The 20,999-nt window shown below is 67.6% G+C and carries 17 protein-coding genes; 6 read left to right on the forward strand and 11 right to left on the reverse strand.

The window, feature by feature from the left end:
• Window positions 1-212: 212 nt before the first annotated feature.
• From glgX to AC07YS_RS25575, 4 genes are all read left to right on the forward strand, one after another.
• Entirely contained in the window at window positions 213-2,291 is a 2,079-nt protein-coding gene (gene glgX, locus AC07YS_RS25560; protein ID WP_495270356.1) for a glycogen debranching protein GlgX, read from the forward strand.
• A 94-nt stretch (window positions 2,292-2,385) separates the two neighbouring features.
• Window positions 2,386-3,723 (forward strand): glucose-1-phosphate adenylyltransferase, encoded by a 1,338-nt coding sequence (gene glgC, locus AC07YS_RS25565; protein ID WP_390347118.1) that lies wholly within the window; start codon window positions 2,386-2,388, stop codon window positions 3,721-3,723.
• Window positions 3,724-3,737: 14 nt separating this feature from the next.
• Entirely contained in the window at window positions 3,738-5,207 is a 1,470-nt protein-coding gene (glgA, locus tag AC07YS_RS25570) for a glycogen synthase GlgA (protein WP_495275738.1), read from the forward strand.
• Window positions 5,208-5,249: 42 nt separating this feature from the next.
• The gene (locus AC07YS_RS25575) at window positions 5,250-7,733 is read left to right on the forward strand and encodes a glycogen/starch/alpha-glucan phosphorylase (protein WP_495270225.1); all 2,484 of its coding nucleotides are present in this window, start codon (window positions 5,250-5,252) and stop codon (window positions 7,731-7,733) included.
• Window positions 7,734-7,757: 24 nt separating this feature from the next.
• Here AC07YS_RS25575 and AC07YS_RS25580 read toward each other — a convergent pair whose 3' ends face one another.
• The 4 genes from AC07YS_RS25580 to AC07YS_RS25595 form a co-directional block, all read right to left on the reverse strand.
• Window positions 7,758-8,228 (reverse strand): ExbD/TolR family protein, encoded by a 471-nt coding sequence (locus AC07YS_RS25580; protein ID WP_095743305.1) that lies wholly within the window; start codon window positions 8,226-8,228, stop codon window positions 7,758-7,760.
• Window positions 8,229-8,243: 15 nt separating this feature from the next.
• Window positions 8,244-8,939 (reverse strand): MotA/TolQ/ExbB proton channel family protein, encoded by a 696-nt coding sequence (locus AC07YS_RS25585; RefSeq protein ID WP_495270226.1) that lies wholly within the window; start codon window positions 8,937-8,939, stop codon window positions 8,244-8,246.
• 28 nt (window positions 8,940-8,967) lie between these two features.
• Window positions 8,968-9,768, reverse strand: a complete 801-nt coding sequence (gene dapB, locus AC07YS_RS25590) for a 4-hydroxy-tetrahydrodipicolinate reductase (RefSeq protein ID WP_495270229.1) — start codon at window positions 9,766-9,768, stop codon at window positions 8,968-8,970.
• 175 nt (window positions 9,769-9,943) lie between these two features.
• The gene (locus tag AC07YS_RS25595) at window positions 9,944-10,504 is read right to left on the reverse strand and encodes an outer membrane protein assembly factor BamE (protein ID WP_062481043.1); all 561 of its coding nucleotides are present in this window, start codon (window positions 10,502-10,504) and stop codon (window positions 9,944-9,946) included.
• Between the two features lie 85 nt (window positions 10,505-10,589).
• Between AC07YS_RS25595 and fur the strand changes: the two genes are divergently transcribed.
• Window positions 10,590-11,009: a ferric iron uptake transcriptional regulator gene (gene fur / locus AC07YS_RS25600; RefSeq protein WP_062481042.1), complete on the forward strand. Its 420-nt coding sequence runs from the start codon at window positions 10,590-10,592 to the stop codon at window positions 11,007-11,009.
• A gap of 64 nt (window positions 11,010-11,073) precedes the next feature.
• Here fur and hprK read toward each other — a convergent pair whose 3' ends face one another.
• The 4 genes from hprK to AC07YS_RS25620 form a co-directional block, all read right to left on the reverse strand.
• Window positions 11,074-12,033, reverse strand: coding sequence for an HPr(Ser) kinase/phosphatase (hprK, locus tag AC07YS_RS25605; RefSeq protein ID WP_062481041.1), 960 nt, complete (start codon window positions 12,031-12,033; stop codon window positions 11,074-11,076).
• Window positions 12,034-12,134: 101 nt separating this feature from the next.
• The gene (locus AC07YS_RS25610) at window positions 12,135-12,602 is read right to left on the reverse strand and encodes a PTS sugar transporter subunit IIA (RefSeq protein ID WP_042581318.1); all 468 of its coding nucleotides are present in this window, start codon (window positions 12,600-12,602) and stop codon (window positions 12,135-12,137) included.
• Window positions 12,603-12,794: 192 nt separating this feature from the next.
• Window positions 12,795-13,124, reverse strand: a complete 330-nt coding sequence (gene hpf, locus AC07YS_RS25615) for a ribosome hibernation-promoting factor, HPF/YfiA family (protein WP_013538898.1) — start codon at window positions 13,122-13,124, stop codon at window positions 12,795-12,797.
• A 320-nt stretch (window positions 13,125-13,444) separates the two neighbouring features.
• Complete coding sequence (locus AC07YS_RS25620; RefSeq protein WP_495270227.1) at window positions 13,445-15,571, reverse strand: ATP-dependent helicase; 2,127 nt, start codon at window positions 15,569-15,571, stop codon at window positions 13,445-13,447.
• A 225-nt stretch (window positions 15,572-15,796) separates the two neighbouring features.
• Here AC07YS_RS25620 and corA point away from each other — a divergent pair, with 225 nt between their 5' ends.
• On the forward strand, window positions 15,797-16,783 hold the full coding sequence (corA, locus tag AC07YS_RS25625) for a magnesium/cobalt transporter CorA (RefSeq protein WP_056584267.1): 987 nt from the start codon (window positions 15,797-15,799) through the stop codon (window positions 16,781-16,783).
• 42 nt (window positions 16,784-16,825) lie between these two features.
• Here the strand turns inward: corA and AC07YS_RS25630 are convergent, their stop codons facing one another.
• The 3 genes from AC07YS_RS25630 to AC07YS_RS25640 form a co-directional block, all read right to left on the reverse strand.
• On the reverse strand, window positions 16,826-18,088 hold the full coding sequence (locus AC07YS_RS25630) for a Kelch repeat-containing protein (protein WP_495273780.1): 1,263 nt from the start codon (window positions 18,086-18,088) through the stop codon (window positions 16,826-16,828).
• A 354-nt stretch (window positions 18,089-18,442) separates the two neighbouring features.
• Complete coding sequence (locus AC07YS_RS25635; protein WP_495269839.1) at window positions 18,443-19,210, reverse strand: 5'-methylthioadenosine/adenosylhomocysteine nucleosidase; 768 nt, start codon at window positions 19,208-19,210, stop codon at window positions 18,443-18,445.
• 128 nt (window positions 19,211-19,338) lie between these two features.
• Window positions 19,339-20,970: an ABC transporter substrate-binding protein gene (locus AC07YS_RS25640; RefSeq protein ID WP_070063394.1), complete on the reverse strand. Its 1,632-nt coding sequence runs from the start codon at window positions 20,968-20,970 to the stop codon at window positions 19,339-19,341.
• Window positions 20,971-20,999 lie beyond the last annotated feature (29 nt).

Consider the following 20,999-nt stretch of genomic DNA (forward strand, 5'->3'; position numbering starts at 1 on the left):
CGGATCAGGGCTCGCAGCTGTTTGAGCGAAGCGAGTTCTGCGAGACCCCGCGAAACGCGAGCACCGCAGGTTGCCCGCAGCGAAGCGGAGGGTCGCAGACAGTGGGGTCGCCTTTCTTTTGCCTACGTTTCTTTGGCGAAGCAAAGAAAAGTAGGTCGCCTGCCGGGGCGAGTCCCGGCCTCGGGAAGCAAACGCCCAGGAGCACAAGCAACATGCTGAGCCCAGGCACCCCCCTCCCCTTAGGCGCAACCCCGTCACAGCAAGGCGTCAACTTCGCCCTCACAGCGCCAACAGCCAGCAAAGTAGAACTCTGCCTCTTCGACAGCACAGGCAAGAGCGAACAACAGCGCCTACCGCTCCCAGAGTGCACAGACGGCATCTGGCACGGCCACCTCCCCACCGCCCGCCCCGGCCTGATCTACGGCTACCGAGTCCACGGCCCTTGGGCCCCCCAAGAGGGCAAGCGCTTCAACCCCGCCAAGCTCCTCCTCGACCCTTACGCCCGAGAAATCCTCGGCCACTACAACGGCAGCGACCTCTTCCTGGGTCACGCCCCCACAGACCCCACCCAACGCGACCACAGAGACAACGCCCCCATCGCCCTCAAGGCCCGCGTCACAGCCCCCAGCAACGCACCCAAAACAACAGGCCGCGCCCACATTCCTCCCACAGACCGCGTCCTCTACGAACTCCACATCCGCAGCCTCACCCACCAGCACCCCGGCGTGCCCGAACCACTAAGAGGCACCTACGCAGGCCTAGCAGAACCCGCAGTGCTAGACCACCTGCAACGCCTGGGCATCACCACCCTCAGCCTCATGCCCGTGCAGCACCGCGCCGACGAACAGCGCCTGCTCGCCAAAGGCCTGACCAACCACTGGGGCTACAACACCATCGGCTGGTTCGCCCCCGAGCCGCGCTTCTGGAGCGGCCGCCCCGGCACCACGCCCGCCAGCGAGTTCCGCGCCATGGCCGATGCGGTGCACGCGCGCGGCATGGAGCTGGTGATCGACGTGGTCTACAACCACAGCGCCGAAAGCGACGAGCTCGGCCCCACGCTCTCGCTGCGCGGCATCGACAACGCCCTGTACTACCACCTGCGCCCCGACGACCGCGCCCTGTACGAGAACTGGGCCGGCACGGGCAACTGCCTGAACCTCGGCGAGCCGCGCGTGCTGCAACTGGTGATGGACAGCCTGCGCTTCTGGGCCTGCGAGATGGGCGTCGACGGCTTCCGCTTCGACCTCGCCCCGGTGCTGGGCCGCGACGCGCAGCGCGGCTTCGACGCGCGCGCGCCCTTCTTCGCGGCGATGGCGCAAGACCCGGTGCTGTCACGCACGCTGCGCATCGCCGAGCCCTGGGACATCGGCCCCGGCGGCTACCGGCTCGGCGAGTTCCCGCCCGGCTGGCTCGAATGGAACGACCGCTTCCGCGACACGCAACGCGGCTTCTGGCTGCGCCAGGGGCGCGAGGGCGCCGCCGGCCTGGGCGACTTCGCGCACCGCTTCACGGCCTCCAGCGCGAGCTTCGCGCACGATGGCCGCGCACCGACCGCGAGCGTCAACTTCATCACCGCGCACGACGGTTTCACGCTGCGCGACCTCGTGAGCTACGAACAGCGCCACAACCTCGCCAACGGCGAAGACAACCGCGACGGCCATGCCCACAACCTGAGCACCAACTGCGGCGTCGAAGGCCCGAGCGACGACCCCGCCGTGCGCACGATGCGTGCGCGCCTGCAACGCACGCTGCTCGCCACGCTGCTGCTGTCCCAGGGCACGCCGATGCTGCTGGCCGGCGACGAGCTCGGCCATAGCCAGGGCGGCAACAACAACGCCTACTGCCAGGACAACGAGACCACCTGGCTCGGCTGGATCGGGCTGTCCGACCCGGCCAGCGAACGCGCGCGCCTGACGGCCTTCGTGGCGCGGCTCACCGCCCTGCGGCGCGAAGCGCCGGCGCTGCGCAGCGCGCGCTGGTGGCCGGCCGAACCGCCGGCCGACGGCGCACCGCCGGGCCTGCGCTGGCTGCGCCCCGACGGCCAGCCGATGGCGCCGACCGACTGGCACGCGGGCACGGCCCTTGCGATCCTGTTCGGGCATGCCGAGGACGCCTGGCTGGTGCTGGTGAATGCGGGGCCGAGCCCCGTCGCCTTCACGTTGCCGGAGGGCGACTGGCGCTGCTGCCTGGCCACCGATGCCGAAGACCCCGACGCCCTGCGCGCCGCGCCCCGCCTGCTGGGCCGCGCGGTGGAGGTGCCGGTTTCGAGCCTCTGGCTTGCAAGAACGTAGGAGCCAAGCCCACGGCGCAGTGCCAGACTCGGTGCGGACACTCTGACGACGACGAATTCAACACAAGCGAATGAACGAACGAACGGAGACACAGATGGACAAGCTCAACACCCAGGGAACCCAGGCCCCGCAGCCCCCCCTGCAGGCCCATCAACTGGTCCGCCGCACCATCGCGCTGGTGCTGGCCGGCGGCCGGGGCTCCCGCCTCAAGCAGCTCACCGACCGGCGCGCCAAGCCGGCCGTGTACTTCGGCGGCAAGTTCCGCATCATCGACTTCGCGCTGTCCAACTGCCTGAACTCCGGCATCCGGCGCATGGCGGTGGTCACGCAGTACAAGTCGCACTCGCTCATGCGCCACCTGCAGCGCGGCTGGAGCTTTCTGCGCGCCGAGCTCAACGAGATGGTCGACGTGCTGCCCGCGCAGCAGCGCATGGGCGACGAGCACTGGTACCGCGGCACGGCCGACGCGGTGTTCCAGAACCTGGACATCATCCAGACCCGCTCCACGCCGCACGACTACGTGGTGGTGCTGGCCGGCGACCACATCTACAAGATGGACTACTCCATCATGCTCAAGGACCACGCCGAGCGCGGCCTGGGCTGCACGGTCGGCTGCATCGAGGTGCCGCGCCACGAGGCCACGGCCTTCGGCGTGATGGCGGTGGACGACGGCCGCCAGATCACCAGCTTCCTCGAGAAGCCCGCCGACCCGCCCGCCATGCCCGGCCACCCCGACCTGGCGCTGGCCAGCATGGGCATCTACATCTTCGACTCGGCCTACCTGTACCGGCTGCTCGAGGAAGACAACGCCAACCCCGACTCGAGCCACGACTTCGGCAAGGACATCATCCCGCGCGCCGTGGCCGAGGGCCGCGCGCTGGCGCATCCGTTCAGCATGTCGTGCGTCACGCGCGCCTCGCGCGGGCCCGACGCCAAGGCCTACTGGCGCGACGTGGGCACGATTGATGCATTCTGGGCAGCCAACCTCGACCTGGCCTCGATCACCCCGGAGCTCGACATCTATGACACGGACTGGCCCATCTGGACCTACCAGCGGCAGCTGCCGCCGGCCAAGTTCGTGCTCGACCGCGAGGGCAAGCACGGCATGACGGTCAACACCATCGTCTCGGGCGGCTGCATCGTTTCGGGCTCGAAGATCAGCAGCGCGGTGCTGTTCTCGGGCGTGCGCATCCACTCCTTCTGCGAGATCAACGAGGCCGTGCTGCTGCCCGACGTCGAGGTGGGCCGCGGCTGCCGGCTCAACCGCGTGGTGATCGACCGCGCCTGCGTGATCCCCGACGACACGGTGATCGGCGAAGACGCCGAGGCCGATGCCGCGCGCTTCGAGCGCACCGAAACCGGCGTGGTGCTGGTCACGCGCGAAATGCTCAAGCGGCTCGCGCCGGACCCCGCGCCCGCGGCCGCTGCCTGATCGACCGCACCACCATGCGCATCCTCCAGGTCAGCGCCGAGCTGTTTCCCCTCCTGAAGACCGGCGGCCTGGCGGACATCGCCGGCGCCCTGCCCCTGGCGCTCATGGCCGCAGGGCAGGAGGCGCGCGCACTGCTGCCGGGCTTTCCCGCCATCGTGGCCGGCGTGCGCGACCTGGCGCCGGTGGCCGAGTTCACCGCGCCCTGGGGCGAGCGCTTCGGCCTGCGCGCCGGGCACGTCGCCATCGCCGGCGCGCCGCCGATTCCCACCTACGTGATCGACGCGCCCGCGCTCTACGACCGGCCCGGCAACCCCTACGAAGACACCACGCGCCAGCCCTACGGCGACAACCACCGGCGCTTCGCGCTGCTGGGCTGGGCCGCGGCGCAGCTCGCGCAAGGGCTCGACCCCGCCTGGCGGCCCGACATCGTGCACGCGCACGACTGGCACGCGGCGCTCGCGCCCGCCTACCTGGCCTTCGCGCGGCGCGCGGGCGGCCCGCGCACGGGCAGCGTGTTCACGGTACACAACCTGGCCTACCAGGGCGTGTTCGCGCCCTGGCACTTCGCCGAACTCGGCCTGCCGGCACCGGCCTTCCACATGAACGGGCTGGAGTACCACGGCCAGATCTCCTTCATGAAGGGCGGCCTCTACTTCGCCGACCAGCTCACCACCGTGAGCCCGACCTACGCGCTCGAGATCCAGACGCCCGAGCAGGGCTGCGGCCTGGACGGCCTGCTGCGCCAGCGCGCCGGCGTGCTCAGCGGCATCCTCAACGCGGTCGACGACCAGGTCTGGAACCCGTCCACCGACGCCGCGCTGGTGCAGGGCTACCAGGCACCCGAAGGCCGCCACATGGCCGGCAAGGCGCGCTGCAAGTCGGTGCTGCAACGCCAGCTGGGGCTGGCCGAGCGCCCCGACGCGCCGCTGTTCATCGTGGTGAGCCGGCTCACCGAGCAGAAGGGCCTGCACCTCGTGCTCGGCGGCCTCGACACGCTGCTGGCCCAAGGCGGCCAACTGGCGCTGCTGGGCAGCGGCGAAGGCTGGCTCGAAGAGGCCTTCCGCCAGCGCGCGGCGGCGGCGCCCGCCTCGGTGAGCGTCACCATCGGCTACGACGAGACGCTGGCGCACCAGCTCTTCGGCGCGGGCGACGTGACGATCGTGCCATCGCTGTTCGAGCCCTGCGGCCTCACGCAGATGTACGGCCTGAAGTACGGCAGCCTGCCGCTGGTGCGCCGCGTGGGCGGACTGGCCGACACGGTCGTCGACTGCACGCTGGAAGACATGGCCAGCGGCGCCGCCACCGGCTTCGTTTTCGACCGCTTCGAGGACGCCGACTACGACCGCGCCCTGCGCCGCGCCTTCGCGCTGTACGAGCGCGCCCCCGACTGGCGCCGCGTGCGCGGCAACGCCATGCGGCGCCCGGCCGACTGGGGCACGGCGGCGGCGCAGTACATCGATGTGTACCAACGGGCGTTGGCCTGAAGCCCCCGCCCCACACCCCACCACCCACTCCGGGAACGCCCCATGACGATCAAGGACTTCGCCTACGACCACCCCGACCGCGACGTTGCCGCCTTCAAGCGCGCGGTGGCCAACAAGCTGATCTACGCCGTCGGCAAGGACCCCGTGGCAGCCAGCCCCGATGACTGGCTGCACGCCACCGCGCTGGCCGTGCGCGACCAGCTCGTCGAGCGCTGGATGACGACCACGCGCGCCAACTACGCGCAGGACCTCAAGCGCGTGTATTACCTCTCGATGGAGTTCCTCATCGGGCGCACCTTCACCAACGCGCTGCTCGCCGTCGACCTGTACGGCACCGTGCGCGAGGCGCTGGCCGACTTCGGCGTCGACATGGCGGCGCTGGCCGAGCGCGAGCCCGATGCAGCGCTCGGCAACGGCGGCCTGGGCCGGCTCGCGGCCTGCTTTCTCGATTCGATGGCCACGCTCGGCGTGCCCGGCATGGGCTACGGCATCCGCTACGAGTACGGCATGTTCCGCCAACGCATCGTCGACGGCCAGCAGGTCGAAACGCCCGACTACTGGCTCACGCGCGGCAACCCGTGGGAGTTCCAGCGGCCCGAGGTGAATTACCGCGTGCGCTTCGGCGGCCATGTGCAAAAGCGCGAAGGCAAGAACGCGCCCTACGGCGCGGCCGACTGGGTCGACACGCACGACGTGCTCGCCGTGGCCTACGACACCATCATTCCCGGCTACGGCACGCAGGCCACCAACACCTTGCGGCTGTGGTCGGCGCGCGCCACCGAGGAGATCGACCTGTCGGCCTTCAACCGCGGCAACTACATGGCGGCGGTGGAGAGCAAGAACCACTCCGAGAACGTCTCGCGCGTGCTCTACCCCGACGACTCCACGCCCTCGGGCCGCGAGCTGCGGCTGCACCAGGAATACTTCTTCTGCAGCGCCAGCGTGCAAGATTTGCTGCGCCGCTACCTGCGCAACCACACGAGCTTCGACCAGCTGTCCGACAAGGTGAGCATCCACCTGAACGACACGCACCCGGTGCTGGCCGTGCCCGAGCTCATGCGCCTGCTGCTCGACGAGCACGGCCTGGCGTGGGACGTGGCCTGGGGCCACACGCAGAAGGTGTTCAGCTACACCAACCACACGCTGATGCACGAGGCATTGGAAACCTGGCCGGTCGAGATGCTGGGCCGCATCCTGCCGCGCCACCTGCAGATCCTGTACGACATCAACGCGAAGTTCCTGGCCGCCGTGACGCAGACGCACGGCCAGGACGTCGAGCTGGTGCGCCGCCTCTCGCTGATCGACGAGACCGGTGAGCGCCGCGTGCGCATGGCCTACGTGGCGGTGCTCGCGAGCCATTCGGTGAACGGCGTGTCGGGGCTGCACTCGGAGCTGATGAAGCAGTCGATCTTTGCCGACTTTGCCAAGATCTTTCCCGAGCGCTTCAACAACAAGACCAACGGCGTCACGCCGCGCCGCTGGCTCGCCCAGGCCAACCCGCCGCTGGCCGCGCTGCTCGACCAGCGCATCGGCAAGGGCTGGCGGCGCGACCTGTCGCAGCTTGAAGCGCTGCGCCCGATGGTCGCGCAGCCCGCCTTCGTGCGCGCCTTTCGCCATGCCAAGCGCGAGAACAAGCTGCGGCTGGCCAACTGGGTCGGCGAGCACCTGAAGCTCGACCTGGACACGGACGCGATGTTCGACGTGCAGGTCAAGCGCATCCACGAGTACAAGCGGCAGCTGCTCAACGTGCTGCACGTGATCGCGCGCTATCACCGCATCCTCTATGCGCAGGCCAACGGCACGCCGGCCGACATCGTGCCGCGCGTGGTCGTGTTCGCGGGCAAGGCGGCGTCGGCCTATGCGATGGCCAAGCAGGTGATCCGCCTCATCAACGACGTGGCGGCCACCGTGAACGCCGACGCGCGCGTGGGCAAGCTGCTGAAGGTGGTGTTCCTGCCGAACTACAGCGTGAGCCTGGCCGAGATCATCATGCCGGCGGCCGACCTGTCGGAGCAGATTTCCACCGCGGGCACGGAAGCTTCAGGCACCGGCAACATGAAGTTCGCGCTCAACGGCGCGCTCACCATCGGCACGCTCGACGGCGCCAATGTCGAGATGCGCGAGAACGTCGGCCCCGAGAACATCTTCATCTTCGGCCACACCACGCCCGAGGTGGCCGACATCCGCGCCCGTGGCTACCAGCCGCGCGAGATCTACGAGGAGAACGCCGAACTCAAGCGCGTGCTCGACGCGGTCCGCGACGGCGCGTTCTCGCCGGGCGAGCCGGCGCGCTACCAGGGCATCTACGACGCGCTCGTGAACTGGGGCGACCATTACCTGCTGCTGGCCGACTACGCGAGCTATGTCGCGAAGCAGGCCGAGGTCGATGCGCTGTACCGCGATGCGGAGGCGTGGACGCGCATGGCGATCCTCAACGTGGCGGGGATGGGGGCTTTTTCGTCGGACCGGACGATCGCGGAGTACGCCCACGAGATCTGGCACACCAAGCCGGTGACGCTCGGCTGAGGCGGGCGGGCCGGGCCCGCAAGGTCAACGCGGTTTGGCGGGCGCCGCCTCGGCCTCGGTGACAAAGCCGATGCGGCTCAGCCCGGCCTTGTTCGCGATGCCCATGAGCGCCACCACCTTGCCGTAGGGCACGGTCTGGTCGGCGCGCAACTGCACCTCGGTGTCCTTGCTGTCGGCGGCGGCCTTTTCGAGCTGGGCGGTCAGTTCGTCGTCGGTCACCGGCTTGTCGTTCAGGAAGACCTTGCCCGAGGCATCGACCGACAGGCTCACGAACTTCGGCGTGTCGTTGGGCTGGCCCGCGTCGGTCTGCGGCAGGTCGAGCTTGATCGAACTGGCCATCAGCGGCGCGGTGATGATGAAGATCACCAGCAGCACCAGCATCACGTCGACCAGCGGCGTGACGTTGATGTCGGACAGCGGGCGCTGTCCACCCGCGCCCATGGCCCGCCCGCCGCCTGCGGCGCTGCTGCCCAGTGAGGTGCGTCCGAAGGCCATGGTGTGCGTGGCGCCTTAAACAGGCATCGGCCGCGCGGGCGGCGGTGCAGCAGGTCCCGGCGCTTCGCCGAAGCTGCCGAGCAGGTCGTGCGCGAAGCCTTCGAGCTCGGCCTCGACGCGCCCCACAACACGGCCGAAGACGTTGTAGGCCAGCACGGCCGGAATGGCGACCGCGAGGCCGAAGGCCGTCATGACGAGCGCCTCGCCGACCGGCCCGGCCACCTTGTCGATGGTGAAGCCGCCGGTCTGGCCCGCGATGCCCGCCAGGGCACCGTAGATGCCCCAGACGGTGCCAAGCAGGCCGACGAAGGGCGCGGTGGCACCCACGGTGGCCAGCAGGATCTGCCCGGCCTGCAGGCGCCGCAGCGCGCCGTGCAGCGCGCCACGCAGCACGCGCGTGAGGCGCTGGTTGCGGTCGACCGTGGCGCCCAGCGTGCCGCCGGGGGCTTCGGTGGCGGCCTGGCGCAACGCGGCCACGACGGGGCGCACGAGTTCGGCGCGGTCGAAGGCTTGCAGCTTCTGCTCGGCCTCGACCAGGGTGGCCGACTGCCAGAAGGCGGCGATGCTGCGCAGCACGTCGCGCGTGCCGCCGCGCAGCAGCCAGGCTTTCCAGAGGATCACGACCCAGCTGGCGATCGACATCGCGAGCAGCAGCGCGGCCACCGAACGGCTGACGCCGTCACCGTGGGTCAGCAGTTCGAGCACGCTCATTCGCGTCCTTGGTTGTGGTGCGCCTGGCTTAGCGCAGGCCGAGTACGTCGAACATGTCGAACAGGCCGCTGCGCTGGCCGCTCAGGAAGCGCACCGCACGCAGCGCGCCCTGCGCGTAGGTCACGCGGCTGGACGACTTGTGGGAGATCTCGATGCGCTCGCCGATGCCCGCGAACAGCACGGTGTGGTCGCCCACGATGTCGCCGCCGCGGATGGTGGCGAAGCCGATGGTCGACGGGTCGCGCTCGCCCGTGATGCCTTCGCGGCCGTACACGGCGCAGTCCTTGAGGTCGCGGCCCAGCGCATCGGCGATCACCTCGCCCATCTTGAGCGCGGTGCCCGAGGGCGCGTCGACCTTGAAGCGGTGGTGGGCCTCGACGATCTCGATGTCGTAGCCGGTGGCCATCGCACGGGCGGCCATGTCGAGCAGCTTGAGCGTGACGTTGACGCCCACGCTCATGTTGGGCGCCATCATGATGGCGATGTCTTTGGCGATCTCGCCGATCTCGGCCTTCTGCGCATCGCTGAAGCCGGTGGTGCCGATCACGGCCTGCACGCCCAGTTCGCGGCACACGGCCAAGTGCGCCATCGTGCCTTCGGGGCGGGTGAAGTCGATCATCACCTGCGCGTCCTGCAGGCCGGTGCGCAGATCGGCCACGATGGGCACGCCGCTGGTGAAGCCCAGGAAGGCCGCGGCATCGGCGCCGAGGGCGGCGCTGCCGGCGATGTCGAGCGCGCCGGCCAGGCGGCAGTCGGGCGCGTTGCGCACGGCTTCGATGAGCATGTGGCCCATGCGGCCCGAGGCGCCGGCGATCGCCACCCGGCGCAGCGCGGGAGCGGAGGAAGAAGAAGCGGAGGTGGGGGTGGTGGTCGGTTCAGTCACGGGGATTCGGTCGTTGAAAAGTCCCTACGGGAGCCATGGACACCGACGAAAGCCGCCCCACCGGTCCGGCGGGCACCGCCCGCAGGAGGGGTGGCCGCCGCCGGAGCCCTGCCGCGCACGCTCAGCGCGCGGCTTCGAGCGGGGGGTAGGCGGCCGGCAGCGCGGGCATGGGGGCTGCCGGGGTGCCGGTGGTATCGGCTTTCTTGTCGGCCTTGGGCGCGAATTTCTTGAGCTCTTCTTCGGTGGCCTCGAGCTGCGGCACCTTGCCGCTCTTGCGGCGGGTGTCGAGCGTGGCGACGAATTCTTCTTCGCTGGGCATTTCGTCGCCCTCGAAGCGGTCCATGAGTTCGCCGTTGAAGAACACGGTCAGGCGGCGCTCCTGCGGATCGACGCCCTGGCGGCGGATCGTGAAGACGTAGTCCCAGCGGTTGGCGTGGAAGACGTCGTTCAGCAGCGAGGTGCCGAGGATCTCGCGCACCTGCTGGCGCGACATGCCGGGCTTGAGTGCCGCGACCTGTTCCTTCGACACGAAATTGCCCTGCACCACTTCGACTTTGTAGGGGGTGACGGCAGACAGCGCGCCACGCGTGCGTTCGCTGAAACCGCTGCAGGCACCGAGGGCGAGCGTCGCCGCAATGGCAGCAACCAGCAACCAGGGCCGGCGTTGGAGGATGGCAGGCATGGGAGAAGAGGGGGTAGCGATATGATCGAACATTGTAGCGGCCGAGCCTGAAGGCCCGGCCTCAGCCCAGGGCGCAGGAACCATCATGGCCAACATCGACGAACTCAAGAACACCGGCCTCAAGGCCACCTTGCCGCGACTGAAGATCCTCGAGATCTTCCAGACCGGCAGCCAGCGGCACATGACGGCGGAAGACGTCTTCCGCGTGCTGCTCAACGAACACTCCGACATCGGCCTGGCCACCGTGTACCGCGTGCTCACGCAGTTCGAGCAGGCCGGCATCCTCGAACGCAGCCACTTCGAAAGCGGCAAGGCGGTCTACGAACTGAACGAAGGCACGCACCACGACCACCTGGTCTGCACCTCGTGCGGCAAGGTCGAGGAGTTCTACGACGCCGAGATCGAACGGCGCCAGCAGATGATCGCCAAGGACAAGGGCTGGGTCCTGCAGGACCACGCCATGTCGCTGTACGGCCTGTGCGGCGACTGCGTCAAGAAGCGCTGACGCCGGCCAGCCCGCCGAAGCAGAAAGCAGCCCTTCGTTTCGAAGGGCTTTTTTCTTGGCTGTCTCAGTCCGGATCGCGCCCGCTTTCCATCGCCTTGTGGTGGCGGGCCACGAAGTCGGCATAGGTGTCGATGCCGCGCAGCTGCAGGATCGAATTGCGCACCGCGGCTTCCACCAGCACGGCGATGTTGCGCCCCGCCACCACCTGGATGATGACCTTGCGCACCGGGATGCCCAGCACGTCCTGCGTGAGCGGCGCCGAGGGCATGCGCTCGTAGTCGCGCTCGAAGCTGTCGCGCCGCACGAGGTGCACGATGAGCTTCAGGCGCATCTTCCGGCGCACGGCCGTCTCGCCGAAGATCGCGCGGATGTCCAGCAGGCCGATGCCGCGCACCTCCAGCAGGTTCAGCAGCAGGTCGGGGCAGCGGCCCTCGATGGTGTTCTGGTTGATGCGGTACAGGTCGACCGCGTCGTCGGCCACCAGGCCGTTGCCGCGCGAGATCAGCTCCAGGCCGAGCTCGCTCTTTCCGAGGCCCGACTCGCCCGTGATCATCACGCCCATGCCCAGGATGTCCATGAACACGCCGTGCATCGAGGTGCGCTCAGCGAAGTGCTTGGACAGGTAGGCGCGCAGCAGGTCGATCACGAAGGCCGACGACTCGCGCGTGGCAAACAGCGGCAGCTGGGCGCGCTCGCAGATCGACAGCAGCTCGTCGGGCGCGGCCTGGCCGTCGGCCAGCACCAGCATCGGCGGCTCCAGCGTGACGATGCGCCCGATGCGGCGCACGCAGTCTTCCTTGCTGCCGCGCGTGAGGTAGGCCACCTCGCGCGCGCCGAGGATCTGCACGCGGTACGGGTGGATGTAGTTCAGGTAGCCGACCAGGTCGGCGGCCGACTGTGCGCGGCTGATGACGTCGGGGTCGAACTGGCGCTCCGAGGCGCCCAGGCCCGCGAGCCATTCCCAGCGGAGCGACCCGCGGAACTCCTCGAACATGGCATCGGCGCTGATGACGGTCGGCTTCATGCGTGCGGCGGCCGGCGCAAAACGCCGGCATTCTGGTCAGGATGGAGGGAGAGAAAAGCGTCGCCGCAGCTTATCAGCAGCGGCCCGCCCGGCACGGGCGCTCAGGCGACCTGGGTCGACTGCCAGCCGGCAATGAGGCCGTGCAGCGCGGCGGCGTCGGTGCTGGACTTGATCTGCTCGCGCAGGCCGGCGTCGCTCAACAGCTCGGCAATTTCGGACAGGATTTCGAGGTGCTTCTGCGTGGCCGCTTCGGGCACCAGCAGGAAGATCAGCAGCGCCACGGGCTGCTCGTCGGGAGCGTCGAAGCCGATGGGGTTCGCCAGCTGGAACACCGCGGCCATCGGCGCCTTGAGGCCCTTGATGCGGCCATGTGGAATGGCGACGCCGTGGCCCAGGCCGGTGGAACCGAGGCGCTCGCGCGCAAACAGGCTGTCGGTGATGAGGGCACGGCCCAGACCGTGAAGGCTCTCGAACAGCAGGCCGGCTTCTTCGAAAGCACGTTTCTTGCTGGTGGCGTCAACGCTCACGAGCACTTGAGCGGGCGGCAGGATGGACGCGAGGCGATTCATGGTGGGGTCAGAGCGGGGGCGATTATGCACCTCATCGGTAAAAACCCCCAGTCCCCCTAATTACTTTCGTCTACATGTGTTGCCGAGAGGCGTCGCTTCCTCTGGAGGCCCTTGCAAAGCCCCACCAATGTGGTCGGACAAACAAAAGGCCGCCCGAAGGCGGCCTGAGATGCGGGGCGCGGGGCCCGGCGTTTACATCACGCGCTTGGGCGCCACGTGATGGTGGTCCTGCAGGCGATCCTTGTGGCGGACCACCTGGCGGTCGAGCTTGTCGACCAGCTCATCAACCGCGGCGTACAGATCAGCGTGGCTCGATTCCGCGAACATGTCATTGCCCTTGACGTGAATGTTGCACTCCGCCCTTTGGCGGCGTTCCTTTTCCTTCTGCTTTTCCACCGTGAGGATCACCTTGACATCGACCACCTGGTCGAAATGTCGCGTGATCCGGTCCAGCTTGCTCGTGACGTAGGTGCGCAAGGCAGGTGTGACGTCGAGGTGATGACCGCTGATCGTCAAATTCATGAATGACCTCCTGAGAATTGACGGTTGGGGAAATGACCGCGCTCCGGGATGAAGCGTGGCCGGCGAAACAGGTGAGGTTGGGAGAGAGGGAGAAGAGGAAGGGAGATGAAGAAAGGGGGCGGTCGGATTCACTATGCCCAAGCTGTCACGGTATTGCAATACCGGGGCTTGCCCGAGTGACGGGCCGGTGTATTGCATGCCCTAATCCGCTATTGATTCCATAGCTGCCCCCGTGCAGTGGCATGCCGTTGCGGCACATTGGAAGCAAGTGTTTCCATGTGCAGCGCGCAGTGACCCTCACGCCCGAAGGGCCGGCCCGTTCAGCGCCAGGCGGCGCGCATGCGGTTGCGCAGGTCGATCACCGCGGCCGGCGGTGGCACCGCGGGCGGCAGCACCGGCGGCGGCGGCCAGGTCTGCAGCTCGAAGCCCGCCAGGTCGGACTCGGTGATGAAGCGGGTGCGGTTGGCGTACAGGTGCCGGTCGCCGCGCGCCGCCTGCTGCGTGATGTGAAAGCGCTGCGGCATCACCAGGTGCAGGTGGTCGCGGGCCCGCGTCATCGCCACGTAGAGCAGGCGCCGTTCTTCTTCCAGCTCGTGCGCGCCCTGGGCCACATCGGCCGGCATGCAGCCATCGACCACGTTGATGACGTGCACCGAGTTCCACTCCTGGCCCTTGGCCGAATGGATGGTCGACAGGATCAGGTAGTCCTCGTCGAGCGAGGGCGGGCCGGGCCGGTCGCTGGTGGCTTCGGGCGGGTCGAGCGTGAGCTCTGTGAGAAAGCGCTCGCGCGAGCCATAGCCGGCCGCCAGCCGCGCCAGCTGTTCGACGTCGGCGCGGCGCACGCCCGAGGTGTCTTCGTACAGCCGCTCCAGGTGCGGCTGGTACCACTGCATGGCCACCTCCACGTCGGCCGGCCACTGCAGCGACGGCGCGCGCAAGGCGGCGTAGGCCTGGGCGAAATCGGCCCACTGTTCGCGCGCGGCCGAGGGCGGCACGAAGTCGCGCACGGCCGCGGCCGGGTCGGCCGCCTGGTCCATCGCGTCGAGCAGGCGCGTGCCGGTGGCCGGGCCCACGCCGGGAATGAGCTGCGTGACCCGGAAGCCCGCCATGCGCCCGCGCGGGTTCTGCGCGAAACGCAGCACCGCGAGCAGGTCCTTCACATGCGAGGCCTCGAGGAACTTGAGCCCGCCGAACTTCACGAACGGGATGTTGCGCCGCGCCAGTTCCAGCTCGAGCGCCGCGCTGTGCGACGAGGTCCGAAACAGCACCGCCTGCGACTTCAGCGCCAGCCCGCCCTCGCGGTGCGCCAGGATCTTGTCGGCCACCCAGCGTGCCTGCCCGGCCTCGTCGGGCACGAGCACCAGCACCGGCTTGCCGGCCGAGGGCTTGTCGGTCCACAGCGTCTTGGCGTGCCGCTCGGCGGCCTGCGCGATGACGCGGTTCGACACGTCGAGGATCGGCTGCGTCGAGCGGTAATTGCGCTCCAGCGTGACGATGCGCGCCTGTTGGCTGAACTGCGAGGGAAAGTCGAGGATGTTGCGCACCGTCGCGCCGCGGAACGAATAAATCGACTGCGCGTCGTCGCCCACCACCGTCACGCCGCGCCCGTCGGGCTTCATCGCGCGCAGGATCTCGGCCTGCAGCAGGTTGGTGTCCTGGTACTCGTCGACCAGCACGTGGTCGAAGCGCGCGCCGACGTGCGCGGCCAGCGCGGGCTCGGCGACCATCTCGGCCCAGTAGAGCAGCAAGTCGTCGTAGTCGAGCACGTTCTGCTGCTGCTTGGCCTCGACGTAGGCGCCGAAGAGCGTCTTGAGCTGCGCCTCCCACTCGGCGCACCAGGGAAAGCTGTCCTTCAGCACGGCGGCCAGCGGCGCGCGCGTGTTCACGCAGCGCGAGTAGATCGACAGGCAGGTGCCCTTGCGCGGGAAGCGGTTGACCGTGGACGACAGGCCCAGCTCATGCCGCACCAGCCCCATGAGGTCTTCGGCGTCGCCGCGGTCGTGGATGGTGAAGTTCTCGTCCAGCCCGATCTGCGCGGCGTATTCGCGCAGCAGCCGCGCGCCGATGCCGTGGAAGGTGCCGGCCCACGGCAGCGCCGGCGGGCGCTCCGACTTCAGCCCCAGCACGCGCGCCAGCACCTGGCCCGCGCGGCGCTCCATTTCCTGCGCGGCGCGGCGCGAGAAGGTGAGCAGCAGCAGGCGCTGCGGATCGACCCCGTCCGCGATCAGGTGCGCCACGCGGTGCGCCAGCGTGCTGGTCTTGCCCGAGCCGGCGCCGGCGATCACGAGCAGCGGCCGGTGGTCGGCGCCGACCGCCGCGCCCACGCCGTGCTCGACCGCCGCGCGCTGGTCGTCGTTGAGCGCGGCGAGCGCGGCGAGCGCCGCGGCCAGGCGCTCGGCTTGCGTCTTCGGGGGGGTGGAAAGAACGGGGGACGCAGGGGTCTGCATGGGCACGACTTTACTGTATGTCCGTCCAGTTCGAGTGCCTTGTCGCCCTGTGGCCGGTGACATAATCGCGCCTCGCTGCAACCGGAGACTCCCCATGGAAACCGCCCCGTCTCGGCAGCTTTCAACTCCCATCCGACGCCGCGCGTGATGTACTGACGCCGGGTCTGCGGGAATTGAAAGCGCCCCTCCCTCGCCCATCGTTCAGTCACCCCCGGGAGTGAGCCCATGCTCAACATCTTTACGCTCGCCAACGGCCGCCTCGTCCAGGAAGAGATCGAGTCGCTCGAAGAGCTCTCCAAGTTCCAGCCGATCTGGGTCGACCTCGAGTCGCCCACGCTCGAGGAAAAGCGCTGGATCAAGCAGTACTACGGCCTCTCGATTCCCGAAGACGCGATGGACGAGGACATCGAGGAATCGGCCCGCTTCTACGAGGAAGACAACGGCGAACTGCACATCCGCTCCGACTTTCTGATCGACGACGACGAAGACCCGCGCACGGTGCGCGTCGCCTTCATCCTCAACCAGCACAACACCGACCTGCGCAGCCGCGGCGTGCTGTTCTCGATCCACGACGAAGACGTGCCCGTGTTCCGCCTGCTGCGCATGCGCGCACGCCGCGCGCCGGGGCTGATCGAAGACGCCAAGGAAGTGATGCTCAAGCTCTTCGACGCCGACGCCGAGTACTCGGCCGACACGCTGGAGAACATCTACGACGAGCTCGAAGTGGCGGGCAAGAAAGTGCTGTCGGGCAACGTCAGCGACGAGCTGGCCGGCGAGGTGCTCGGCGCCATCGCACGGCAGGAAGACTTGAACGGCCGCATCCGCCGCAACGTGATGGACACGCGCCGCGCCGTGAGCTTCATGATGCGCAGCAAGATGCTCAACGCCGAGCAGTTCGAAGAGGCGCGGCAGATCCTGCGCGACATCGAATCACTGGACAACCACACGGCCTTCCTCTTCGACAAGATCAACTTCCTGATGGATGCGACCGTCGGTTTCATCAACATCAACCAGAACAAGACCATCAAGATCTTCTCGGTGGCCAGCGTCGCGCTGCTGCCGCCCACGCTGATCGCGAGCATCTACGGCATGAACTTCAAGTTCATGCCCGAGCTCGACTGGGCCATGGGCTACCCCTACGCCATCGCGCTGATGGCCGCGAGCGCGCTGGTGCCGATGTGGTACTTCCGCCGGCGCGGCTGGCTCAAGTAGTTCGCGGTGAGGGCCACGGCCTTCGCCATGACCCTGCCGCGGTTACCAGCCGATTTCGCTGGTTGGCACCAGTTCGTCGTGCCAGTTCAAAGGATTCGGACTTGTCGGATCATCAGGTACGGCCGCTTGGCCACCGGATACCAGCAGCTTCCCATTCGACATGAGCGAAGCCGCATGTGCGGAACGCGCGGACAGTAACGGCCCCCACGACTGCCATATGTTCGTCAGCGGATCGTAAACTTCGGCGCTTTTCAGCGGAGATGGGATCAATGGGCGAGGAGGGCTCCCTGGGGGAAAATCGATGCCACCGTCGATGCTGCCGCCAACAACGAGTACCTTGCCTGTCGGCATCAGGGTCACCGACGACCCAAAGCGGGGCATATCCAATGTACCGGCGGACGACCATGCGTTGGTGGCTGGGTCAAACAACTCAGCCTGCGCAGCGGGATGCATGCCACAAGCACACGCATGCGCAACCGATCCCGTCCCCCCAGCAACGACAAGGACCTTCCCTGTCGGAAGCAGCACGCTGCGATGACCCTGACGAGAAGTTGCCAGCGATCCAACCGTCGTCCACTTTTCGGCAGAGGGATCAAACACCTCGGTACTGGCAATCGAGGCTCCACTGTCGAAACCACCCGAAACCAAGATCTTCCCATTGGCCATCAACACGAACGAGGCACCGTCGGAGTGGTTCGCCGAGGCCACGGCACTCACCGCCTTCCACTGTCCTATCTCGGGCCGATATAGCTCGACACGATTTCCGTCGGAGGCAAGTACCCGGCCGTCGAGCAACACGACGAGATGTCGCACGGTCGTCAAAGCCACCAAGGACCCGCTGGGCGTGAAGGTCTGCGTGGCCGGGTCATAGAGGTGCGATCCTGCCCCGGCCCCTGCCCCGACAACCAAAACTTTGCCGCTGGGCACCAAGACTGCGGCTCCCAGTTGCTGAAACGGCAGCGTCCCCGCCGGAGTCCAGAAACCGGACACCGGATCGTATCGTTCGACGGAAGTGACAGAGGCGCTCAGGTTGCCTCCACCCAAGGCGAGCACTGTCCCATCGGGCAGTGCGATCAACTCATGCCCCCTGCGCGGCGTGAGCATCGCAGCTGCCGAATGAAACATCGCTTCTTGCGCCGGCCCGCAAACAATCTTCACGCTCTTGACGTCCGCCGTGGCAACGCCGCTGGCAAAAACGACCGTGCATGCTTGGGTCGACGGCACGGAGGACACCGAGACGGTGTAGTTCGCGCCCTCGCGTATGCGCTGCGTGAAGCTGAACTGCCCATCGGCGGACAGGGTCAACGAATCTCCTCCGTTGTTCTTCAACACGATTTGCCCACCAGGGGAAATGCCGGTGACTCGGCCCCCAATCGCGAAATCCTTGGTTTCGGAGGCATTCCCGCCAGGGTTGAATGAGAAACCTCCACCTCCACCTCCGCCGCCCCCCCCGCACCCCACCAGCAACAGGCTGCAGAACATAACGGCGGGCAGCGCTCCTAGTACTCTTCGCATATCGATCCCCTATTTTTGTTCGCACGATTCTAGGTTTCATCGAGACGGTCGCAAACCATACTTTCTCGCTCGATCACGGTATCGACGTGCCGAAATTCGACGCGCCCCTTGTTGCCGGATCGCGATCTGCGCTCGCCTCGCCGCTCAGTCGACGGTGGGCCGAATAGCCAGCCATGCGTCAATCAGTGCCAGGCTGTAGCGGCTCGCCACCTCGGCCACGAAGCGCGTGAAGTCGCCGTGCACGGCATCGTCGGCGCGGTCCGAGATGGTCCGCAGCGCCGCGAAGGGCACGCCGTAGTCGTGGCAGGCCTGCGCCATCGCCGCGCCCTCCATCTCGACCGCGAGCGCGTCGGGCAGCGAGCGCTGCAGGGCCCCGCACTCCGCGGTGGTCGACACGAAACGGTCGCCGCTGATCAGCAGGCCTCGATGCACCTTCGGTGAACGCAGATGGAACTCATCGACCGCCTTCTGCCCCACCAGGCTCACCGGATCGCGCAGCGTGCTTTCGGCCACCGCCGCCAGCGCATCGCCGATGGCCGCATCGGCCGCGAAGCGCGAACGCCCCATCAGCGGCACCTCGTACTTCGGAAAGATCGGCGAGGCGTCCATGTCGTGCTGCAGCAGCTCGGTCGCCACGACCACGTCGCCGACGTTCACACCCGGCGCCAGCCCGCCCGCCACGCCCGTGAACACGATCGCCCGCACGCCGAAGCGCTCGAGCAGCACCGTGGCCGTGACCGCCGCCGCGACCTTGCCGATGCGCGACAGCACCGCGACCACGGGCTGGCCCTGCAGGTGGCCGACCCAGAAGTCGCGGCCGGCCACGCGCACGCGCTGCTCGTCGGGCATGCGCGCGAGGAGCGCACTCAGCTCCTCGTGCATGGCCGCGACGATGGCGATGGGCGTGGACAACACAACAGAACTCAAAACAAGACTTTCTCTATTCCAGGAACACCGCGGAACCGGCTTTGCCGGGCCGCAGGTGTTGCCCCCTGCAAGGGGGTTGGCGTAGCGACACGAAGTGCGCGAAGCCTGGGGGTTTACTTGATATCCACGCCGTAGAACGTATGGCGGCCGAAAGGACTGAGCTTGAAGTCGACGACCTCCTTGCGCACCGGCTTCAGCTGCACCGCGTGCGCGATGGTGAACCACGGCGCCTGCTCCTTGAAGATGACCTGCGCCTTCTTGTAGAGCGCGTCGCGCTCCGACTGCTTGGTCGCGCTCTTGGCCTTCACCACGAGGTCTTCGTAGGGCTGGTAGCAGAACTTCGAGATGTTGCTGCCGCTGGCCGACTTGGCCGAGGCGCAGCCCAGCAGCGTGTACATGAAGTTGTCCGGATCGCCGTTGTCGCCGGTCCAGCCCAGCATGCCCATCTGGTGCTCGCCGGCCTGCAGGCGCTTGCGGTACTCGCCCCACTCGAAGCTCTTGATCTCGGCCTTGACGTTGATCTTGGCCAGGTCAGCCTGCATCAGCTCGGCGATGCGCTTGGCGTTCGGGTTGTACGGGCGCTGCACCGGCATGGCCCACAGGTCGGTGCTGAAGCCGTCGGGGAAGCCGGCCTGCGCCAGCAGCTTCTTGGCGGCTTCGGGGTCGTACGGGTCGTCCTTCACGGCATCGTTGTAGGACCACAGCGTCGGCGGAATCGGGTTCTTCGCGGCCACGCCGGTCGTGAGGTACACGCCGTCGATGATGGCCTTCTTGTTGATCGCCATGTTGATGGCCTTGCGCACGCGCACGTCGTCGAAGGGCTTCTTGGTCGTGTTGTACGAGAGGTAGCCGACGTTCAGGCCGGGTTGCTCCAGCACCTGCACGTTCGGGTCCTTGCGGATCGCGTCGAGGTCGGCCGGGTTCGGGTACGGCATGACGTGGCACTCGCCCTTCTGAAGCTTGGCCCAGCGCACCGACGCGTCGGGCGTGATTGCGAACACGAGGTCGTCGATCTTGGCCTTGCCGCCCCAGTACTGCGGGAAGGCCTTGAAGCGGATGATCGCGTCCTTCTGGTACTGCACGAGGTAGAACGGGCCGGTGCCGACCGGGTCCTGGTCGACCTTCTCGGGCGTGCCGGCCTTCAGCATCGCGATGGCGTATTCCTTCGACTGGATGCCCGCGTACTGCATCGCCAGGTTGGCCAGGAACGGCGCCTCGGCCTGGTTGAGCGTGATCTTCACCGTGTGGTCGTCGATGCGGTCCACCGACTTCAGCAGCTTGGGCATGCCCATGTCGTTGAAGTAGGAGTGGTTCTGGCTCGTGACCTTGAAGAAGGGGTCGCTCTCCTTCCACTGGCGCTCGAGCATGAAGATGAAGTCGTCGGCGTTGAAGTCGCGCGTGGGCTTGAAGCTCTTGCTCGTGGTGTGCCACTTCACGCCCTTGCGCAGGTGGAAGGTGTACACGGTGCCGTCGGCCGAGATGTCCCATTTTTCAGCGAGGCCCGGCATGACCTTGGTGCCGCCGCGCTCGAACTCGACGATGGTGTTGTAGACCTGCGTGGTCACGTCGAACGACGTGCCGGTGGTGTTCATGCCCGGGTAGAAGTTTTCCGGGCTTCCTTCGGAGCAGTACACCAACGTCTTGGCTGACACGGCGCCGCAGGCCAGGGTAAGGGCCGTGAGCGCTGCCGGTGCCAGGAGCGCCAGCTTTTGTGAGCGACGCGAAACGGAGGACTGGGTCTTCATGGGGACTCCTCGAGACAGGGTTGAAAAAT

The sequence above is a fragment of the Variovorax sp. GW458-11-26-14-LB1 genome (genome assembly GCF_059423965.1).